Genomic DNA, 6,742 nt, shown 5'->3' with positions numbered 1-6,742 from the left:
CCCCCCCCCCCCCCCCCCCCCCCCCCCCCCCCCCCCCCCCCCCCCCCCCCCCCCCCCCCCCCCCCCCCCCCCCCCCCCCCCCCCCCCCCCCCCACGGTCAGGGCAGCAGCTTGTCCAGTGCGGCCGGGCCCTCGTCGGCGAGCTTGCGCCGGGCCCATTCGAGATTGTGCTCGGTCAGGTCCCGGCCGGCCGCCAGGACCACGTCCTCCGGCGACACGTCGGTGCCGGTGCGCGCGTGGAGCAGGTCGTCCGGGGTGGCGTGGTCGTCGGACACACGGACCTCGGACGGCCGGGAAGCCTCGGGCTGTGACATCTCCATGATCTGAAGCTCCTCCGGTCCGTTGTCGGTTTCGGTCCCGGTGCTGCCATCGGTCCCGAATCTCCCGCTATCACCGTAACGTCCCTTCCCGTCGGGCGCTCCGCCTGCGCCGCGCGGCCGGTGGGACGCCGGCACCCGGGAACCGACGGACACCTCTCCCACCGCCACGCTCCCGCGTGTTTCCCCACACCACCACGCTCCTACGCGGGCACACGCGCCGCACGCCGGGCGGGGCATGGCAGGCTGACCGCCGGACGATCACGACCGGCGGCCGGTGGAGGCGACGTGGGATTCGAGGGCGAGATCTGGCGGGTGCGGGCACGGGCCGGCGACGGGCTCGTCGGCGAGATCCGGATCGAGGAGGCCGACTTCCCCTGGCTCTCCGGCCGCTTCACGCCCGGCCCGGCCTTCGGCGCCGTACGCGGTCTGTTCGCCCGTGAGCTGTCCCTGGCCCTGCGCGACGACGAGGGCCACTGGGAGGAGTGGGAGGCGGTGTACGACGAGATCGAGCGACGTGTGCGGCTCGTGTCCCCCGAAGGCCCGGTCGCCGGGTTCCTGCTGCACGTCGACGGCGACCGGGCGTGGTTCCGCTGGAGCGACGAGCCGGTCGGCCCACGGCCCTGAGCCGTCAGTCCGCCGCACCCTCCAGCCGCGCCTCGATCCCCGCGAGGATCTCCGTCACCCGCAGTCCGAACCCGACGTCACAGGCGTGCCGCCGCCCCGTCCGCGCGGCGGCGGCCAACGCGTCCGCCGCCCGTGCCAGGGCCGGCACCGGTCCCTCGGTGATCTCCGGCAGCGACGTCACCCCGGCAGTGCCCCGCAGCTCCACGGTCGCGCCCGCCGCGGCCGGCGGCGCCGTCAGGCTGAGCGTCAGCACGCTGGACGCCCCGCCGGTGTGGTCCAGGACGGCGTGCACGGTGTCGCCGGGGCCGTGCGCGGCGGCCGTCACCCGTCCGACGTCGCCCAGCACCGGCAGCAGCACCGACAGCGCGTGCGGACCGACGTCCCACAGGGCGCCCCTCTCCCGCCGCCACGCCGACCGGGCGAACGGACTGTCGCCGGTGAACACCGCGCCGAGCCACTGCGCCCGCGCCGTGAACCACTCCTCGTGGGCCGCCTGCCCGGAGATCCACGCCTCGGTCTCCGCGTGGAACCGGGTGGTGAAGAAGACCACCGACGCGACACCGGCCTCCCGCACTGCGCCGGCCACCGCGCGCCCCTGCTCGACGGTCGCCGCGAGCGGCTTGTCCAGCAGCAGATGGCGGCCCGCCCGCGCCGCGCGCACCGCGAGCCGGGCCTGCACGTCGGGCGGCAGCGCCACGGCGACCGCGTCCACGTCGTCGAGGAGGGCGTCCACGTCGTCGTAGGCGCGCGTGCCGTGTCGCTCCGCCAGTTCCTTGGCGGCCTCGGGGCGGCGCCCCCACACCCCCACGAAGTCCAGGTCGTCGTGCCCGCTCAGGGCGGGGGCGTGGGCCATGTCCGCCCAGGGGCCGGTGCCGAGCAGTCCGATGCGCATGCCGTCGCCTCTCCACGGTGGTGAACCCCGGGCCGCCCGCGAGCACCCGGCCGGCCCGAGCGTGACACACCGACCGGGCCCCGCCGCAACCCTCCGGGACCGCGCACCCGCAGCACGGCCGGCGCCCACGACGCGGCCCCCCGACACCGACGGCGCACGCGACGCACTCCGCGACGACGGCGCCGCCCGCGCCCGGGTTCCGGCACCGCGGGTGCACGGGATGCGGTCCGCGGCGACGGCGCCGCCCGCGTCGGGGTTCCGGCATCGCCGGCGCGCGCCGTGAGGGCGCGCGTGTCTCCGGCACGGCGCGCGCGTCCCGGGCCCGGGGACTCCGCCCGTTCGGGCGGTGCGACCGCAGCCCGTGCCGAGGCGACGAGCGGGCAGGCCGCGCGGCTCCCGGTGGCCGAGCGCGCCGGGTCGCGCGACTCCGCGGCGGGTGGACCGGGTCGGCGGGACTCCCGCGCGGGGCGTGTTCCGGGAGACCGGTGATTCTGCCGATCCCGGGGGACGGGGCGGGCCCCGACAGTGGCACGGCCAGCTCAGCGGCGATGCCCGTCCAGCGGAACCGACGGACGCGACCCCACGCGTCCAGAGCCGTGTGCGGCCACCGGCCGGGCCCCTCGCCACGACAGAGAGGACGACTCGTCGTGCACTCGAACCCCCACACCACCGCCGCCCACCGGGCGACCCGGTCACCGTTGCGCGGGACGCGACGGCGGATCGCCGGCGCGGCGGCGGCCGTCGCCGCCGTCGTCGGGCTCAGCACCCTCACCGGCCCGGCGGCCCACGCCGCCGACAACCCCTACGAGCGCGGCCCCGCGCCCACCGAGTCCAGCATCGAGGCCCTGCGCGGCCCCTACGCCGTCGCGGACACGTCGGTCTCCTCGCTCCTGGTCAGCGGCTTCGGCGGCGGCACCATCTACTACCCGACCACGACCAGCGACGGCACCTTCGGCGCGGTCGTGGTCGCCCCCGGCTTCACCGCCGACCAGTCCTCCATGGCCTGGCTCGGCCCGCGTCTGGCCTCGCAGGGCTTCGTGGTGTTCACCATCGACACCATCACCAGGTACGACCAGCCCGACTCGCGCGGCCGGCAGATACTGGCGGCGCTGGACTACCTCACCGAGCGCAGCTCGGTCAGAGGCCGCATCGACAGCAGCCGCCTCGGCGCCATGGGCCACTCCATGGGCGGCGGCGGCACGCTGGAGGCCGCCAAGTCCCGGCCGTCGCTCCAGGCGGCCATCCCGCTCACTCCGTGGAACCTCGACAAGACCTGGCCGGAGGTCCGCACCCCGACCATGATCATCGGAGCCGACGGCGACAGCGTCGCCCCCGTCTCCTCCCACTCCGAGCCGTTCTACTCCAGCCTGCCGTCCAGCACCGACCGCGCCTACCTGGAGCTGAACAACGCCAGCCACTTCGCGCCCAACGTGTCGAACACGACGATCGCGAAGTACAGCATCTCCTGGCTCAAGCGGTTCATCGACAACGACACCCGCTACGAGCAGTTCCTGTGCCCGCTGCCCCGGCCGAGCCTGACCATCGAGGAGTACCGGGGCAACTGCCCCCTCACCTCCTGACCCTGACGCTCCGACGGAACGACCTGCGGCGGTCGCGCACCCACGCGCGGCCGCCGCCGGCGTTGTGCGGGTGCACGCCCGGGGGCCGTGCCGGCTGGGCGGCGGCACAGTCCGCGGTCCGCCCGAGTCCGGCCAACGCGCAGGTGAAGCCGGGGAATCACCCCGCCCGCGAGTGCGGACCTGAGTCTTCCGCCTGAGGTTACGCGCACGTAACCTCCCGGGAATGACCGGAGAGACGACCGTACGTCCGGGAGTGCGGCTGCACGGCCGGAGCGCCGAACTGCGCGCGCTGGGCGCGCTGTCGGACCGGCTGCGGACGCACAGCACCGGGCTCCTGCTGACCGGCGAGCCCGGTCTCGGCCGCACCACCCTGCTGCGGTGGGCCGCCCGCGCCTTCACGGCCGGACCCGTCCGGTGGCCGGAGCCGGGGACGGTGACCGACCTCCTGCGGGCCCCGGCGCCGGACACACCGGTGCTGGTGTGCGTGGACGACGTCCACCGGTGGCCGGCCCCCGCCCGTGCCGCGCTGTGCGAGGCGGCGGAACGGCCGCCCGGCACCGGCCGGGTCGGCCTGCTGCTGACCGCGGCCGGACACCACGCCGCCGACCCGGAGTTCGCCCGGCTGCCCGTCGTACGTCTGGAGCCGCTGCCGGCGCCGCAGGCCGCCGCGCTGCTCGACGACGCCACCGCCGGCGCCGCCGACCCGTCCGTCGCCGCCGAGCTGCTGGCCGAGGCCGAGGGGAACCCGGCCCTGCTGCTCGCCGTCGTCCGCCGGCTGTCGGCCGCCGAACTGCGCGGCCACCGCCCGCTGCCGAGGCCCACGGCCGACGCCGCCGTGCTGCGGTCCGTCGCCGGCCCGGCACTCGACGGACTGGACCCGCACGTGCGGGACCTGCTGCTGACGGCGGAGGCCGCCGCCCGGGTCTGCGACGCGCCCGACGCCGACACCGGCCTCGTCCACCGGGCCGTACGGCACCTGCGGGGCACCGCCGACCGGCCGCCGGCCTCCGCCGGGGAACTGCGCCTGCTCGGCTCCCTGCTCCGCCGTACCGCCTACGCCACCGCCGGCCCCGACCGCCGCCGCGCCGCCCACGCGGCACTCGCCCGGGTGGCGGAGGCCGACGGCGACCGCCTCACCGGACTGCTCCACCGCACCTGGTCCCAGCCCGACCCGCCCGAGGGCCGGCCGATCGACCCGGCCCGGAGCACGGAGGCCCGCCTGCCCGAGGACAGGGGGCGGCACCCCGGTGGTGACCTGGGGGCAGGTCCGGTCGGGGGCGTGGGGACAGGTCCGGGCGGGGATCTGGGAACCGGTCCGGGCGGGGAGGACCCGGGGACCGGTCCGGGCGGAGACCTGGAAGCCGGCCCGAATGGCGGCACGGAAACGGGACCGAATGGTGGCACGGGAACCGGACCGAATGGTGGCACGGGAACCGGACCGAATGGTGGCACGGGAACCGGACCGAATGGTGGCACGGGAACCGGACCGAATGGTGCCACGGAAACGGGACCGCATGGCGGCACGGAAACCGGGCCGACTGGTGCCCCGGAAACCGGACCGGGCGAGGACACGGGAACCGGACCGGCACCGGGCGGCCTCGCCGACCGGCTGGCGGCGCTGGCGGCCGACGCCTCCGTCCCCGCCTCCCCGCTGCTGCGCTCGACGGCGTACGCCCGCGCCGCCGAGCTGACGGCGGACGGACCGGCCCGCGCCGAGCGGTACACCGACGCGGCCGAACAGGCGCTGCGCGCCGGACGGCCGGACCGCGCCCGCCCGTCGATCGCCGCCGTCCGCGCCGGTGCCGCCCCGGCCGGGACCCGAGGCCGTGCCGAGCTGGTGAGCGGGCTGACCGAGTTGCGGGACGGCCCCGTCGGCGACGCCCACCAGTCCCTGCTGCTGGCCGCGTCGCTGCTGGCCGCGACCGAGCCGGGGCGGGCGGCCGGCGCCGCCCTCGCCGCCGCCGACGCGGCGTGGGCGGCGGGGGACCTGACGGCCTGCCTGGCGGCCCTCGAGGGCGGAGCCCGGCCGGACCACGCCGGTGCCGACGCCGTCCGGGACCACCGCATCGGCATGCGGGCCCTGCTCGAAGGCCACCGCGACCGGGCCGCCGTATCCCTCGGGCAGGTGATGGAGCGCGCCCGGAGCGACGACCGGCCCGAGGCGCTGCTGCGGGCGGCGTCCGCCGCGCTCTTGCTCGGCCAGGTGGACGACGCCCGCCGGGCGGGTGCCCGGGCGCTGGCCGCGGCCCGGCACACCGGGTCGGCGGCGCTGGTCCCCCAGGCCCTGGAGTACCTCGCCTACGCCGAACTGCGCACCGGCCGGCACGCGCAGGCCCGCGCGCACGCCGAGGAGGGACTGCGCAGCGCCCTGCGCACCGGACAGCGCAACACCGCCGCCCACCACCACGCCGTGCTGGCCCTGGCGGCGTCCATCGAGGAGGAGCCGGCCGTCGTGGACCGGCATGTGACGGCCGCGCTGGCCACCGCCAGGCGGCACGGGCTGGCGCAGGCCGCCACCCTGGCGGAGTGGGCGGCCGGCCGCACCGACCTCGGCCGGGGCCGTGCCCTGGACGCCGCCGACCGGCTGGGACTGCTGGTGCTGCCCGGGCCCCGGCGCGGCCACTTCGCCGTGTGGCGGCTCGCCGTGCCCTGCTTCGTGGAGGCCGCGGCGCTCGCCGGCCGGCACGACGAGGCCCGGACGCTGCTGGCGGACTTCGCCGGCTGGGCGGAGTTCGGCGCCGATCCGCAGGCCGCCGCCCAGCTGGCCCGCTGCCGCGCCCTGCTGGCGCCGCCGGAGCGGGCCGACGACCTCTACCGGCGCGCGCTGGCCCGGCACGACGAGGCCGGCGGCGACTTCGAACGGGCCCGCACCGCGCTGCTGTACGGCAAGTGGCTGCGCCGCCGGCGCCGGCCCCGTGAGGCCCGCGACCGGCTCGGCGCCGCCCTGGCCGGCTTCGACCGCTGCGGTGCCGGCGTGTGGGCCCAGCAGACCCGCGGTGAGCTGCGCGCCGTCGGCGCCGCGCCGCGCGGCCGGGACGCCGGTGCCCTGACGAGGCTGACGCCGCAGCAGCTGCGCATCGCCCGGCAGGTCGCCGAGGGCGCCACCAACCGGGAGGTCGCGCTGAGCCTCGCGGTCAGCACCCGTACGGTCGACTACCACCTGCGCAAGGTCTTCGCGGCGCTCAACGTGCGCTCCCGCGTGGAGCTCGCGCGTCTCGTGGACGAGGCGGAGAAGACCGCCGCGGGTCCGTAACCTCGCCGTCCGGCGGCCGGCTCCCCTGGGACGAGCCAGGGAATTTGCCGCCGAGGCCTAGGGACCGACCGGAC

The 6,742-nt window shown here is 77.6% G+C and carries 5 protein-coding genes; 3 read left to right on the top strand and 2 right to left on the bottom strand.

Annotation, left to right across the window (positions count from 1 at the left end; all coding sequences use genetic code 11):
- Positions 1–97: 97 nt before the first annotated feature.
- Positions 98–319 carry a hypothetical protein gene (locus tag ACZ45Q_RS21945; protein ID WP_468263890.1) on the bottom strand — a complete coding sequence of 74 codons (222 nt, stop codon included), beginning with the start codon at positions 317–319 and terminating at the stop codon, positions 98–100.
- 285 nt (positions 320–604) lie between these two features.
- Here ACZ45Q_RS21945 and ACZ45Q_RS21940 point away from each other — a divergent pair, with 285 nt between their 5' ends.
- The gene (locus ACZ45Q_RS21940; RefSeq protein ID WP_468263887.1) at positions 605–943 is read left to right on the top strand and encodes a hypothetical protein; all 339 of its coding nucleotides are present in this window, start codon (positions 605–607) and stop codon (positions 941–943) included.
- A 4-nt stretch (positions 944–947) separates the two neighbouring features.
- On the opposite strand, the gene ACZ45Q_RS21935 is transcribed toward ACZ45Q_RS21940, so the two are convergent.
- Positions 948–1,835 carry a Gfo/Idh/MocA family protein gene (locus tag ACZ45Q_RS21935; protein ID WP_468263884.1) on the bottom strand — a complete coding sequence of 296 codons (888 nt, stop codon included), beginning with the start codon at positions 1,833–1,835 and terminating at the stop codon, positions 948–950.
- Positions 1,836–2,482: 647 nt separating this feature from the next.
- Here ACZ45Q_RS21935 and bdeA point away from each other — a divergent pair.
- Positions 2,483–3,415, top strand: a complete 933-nt coding sequence (gene bdeA, locus ACZ45Q_RS21930; protein WP_468263882.1) for a bis(hydroxyethyl) terephthalate hydrolase — start codon at positions 2,483–2,485, stop codon at positions 3,413–3,415.
- A gap of 223 nt (positions 3,416–3,638) precedes the next feature.
- Complete coding sequence (locus ACZ45Q_RS21925; RefSeq protein ID WP_468263879.1) at positions 3,639–6,668, top strand: helix-turn-helix transcriptional regulator; 3,030 nt, start codon at positions 3,639–3,641, stop codon at positions 6,666–6,668.
- Positions 6,669–6,742 lie beyond the last annotated feature (74 nt).

The sequence above is a fragment of the Streptomyces sp. NPDC031049 genome, from assembly GCF_055571015.1.
This window is presented reverse-complemented; position numbering and strand designations above follow the sequence as displayed.

Excerpts from the sequence above, each read along its gene's own strand:
- ACZ45Q_RS21945 (WP_468263890.1), bottom strand. The coding sequence starts at position 319 with ATGGAGATGTCACAGCCCGAGGCTTCCCGGCCGTCCGAGGTCCGTGTG.
- ACZ45Q_RS21925 (WP_468263879.1), top strand. The coding sequence starts at position 3,639 with ATGACCGGAGAGACGACCGTACGTCCGGGAGTGCGGCTGCACGGCCGG.
- ACZ45Q_RS21935 (WP_468263884.1), bottom strand. The coding sequence starts at position 1,835 with ATGCGCATCGGACTGCTCGGCACCGGCCCCTGGGCGGACATGGCCCAC.